This is a genomic window from Halorubrum sp. Ea8, assembly GCF_002252925.1.
In the GTDB taxonomy this organism is placed as follows: domain Archaea; phylum Halobacteriota; class Halobacteria; order Halobacteriales; family Haloferacaceae; genus Halorubrum.
Genome location: NZ_NHPF01000164.1, coordinates 1 through 932 on the forward strand (window position 1 = coordinate 1; position 932 = coordinate 932).

A 932-nucleotide genomic window follows, 5' to 3' on the forward strand; every position below is an offset into this window, starting at 1 on the left:
TCTGTTGAATCCGCAGAAGGCGGCGTGATTGCGTCGCTCTGAAGGCGGAAGCGAAGCGGAAGAGCCGAATGTGTCCAAACTCCTCTTCCGCTTCGTTAAGCAAGCCGCGTCGCTGGCTCAAAAGCGCTGTGCCGCCAGTCCAACGGCGGTGAGTGATCCGACTGGCCACGGATTTCCCGGCTGGAAGCATGTGACGCTCCACTTTTTGCGGGTTCACATGGACGCGACGTACCGCGAGATTGTGGATTGGGCGAGTGAGATGGATCGCGTTCGTGGTCTGTTACAGCTCGCTCGAACGGCATTTCCCGCACCCTCAACGCTGTATCGGTCGTTTGAGAGGGTGCCCATGTCGATATGGCGTGGGTTCCTTCGTGAGTCCGCGAACATCTGCGATCCGGGCTCGCACGGTGCCATCGATGCCACGTTCTTCGACCGCGAAACGGCATCGAGACACTACCAACATCGCTCGGATCGCCACATACGCACGCTCAAAACGACGGCGCTCGTCGATACAGACTCGTGTGCCATCCTCGATCTTCACTGCTCGGCACACTGGCCTCACGACACACAAACTGGCCGTCGAGTCGCTCTTCGCAACACCGGGAAAATAGAGAGTCTCGCCGGCGACAAAGGCTATGACGACCAATCGCTCCGGGACGCCCTCCGATCAAAGGGCGTCCGACCGTTGCTGCGTCACCGGCTGTTTGCTGCGTACGATCACGCACACAACGCACGGTTGGACAGCGAGTTATACGGCCAGCGCTGGATGGCCGAGACCGCCTTTTCGGCCATCAAGCGTCGATTCGGCCCCGCTGTCCACCCTCGCGCTTGGTACCGCGAATTCCGCAAACTCGTGTTGACCGCCGCAGTCTACAACCTCGAACAGGCTCTCAAACAGTGACCCCGACGCAGTCATCGGATTCAACAAAGCA

1 protein-coding gene is annotated in these 932 nt (G+C 59.5%); it reads left to right on the plus strand.

What is annotated here, in order from left to right; translation table 11 throughout:
• The first annotated feature begins 70 nt into the window (after positions 1–70).
• Positions 71–901 (plus strand): IS5 family transposase, encoded by an 831-nt coding sequence (locus DJ74_RS18315; RefSeq protein ID WP_094528267.1) that lies wholly within the window; start codon positions 71–73, stop codon positions 899–901.
• Positions 902–932: the final 31 nt, after the last annotated feature.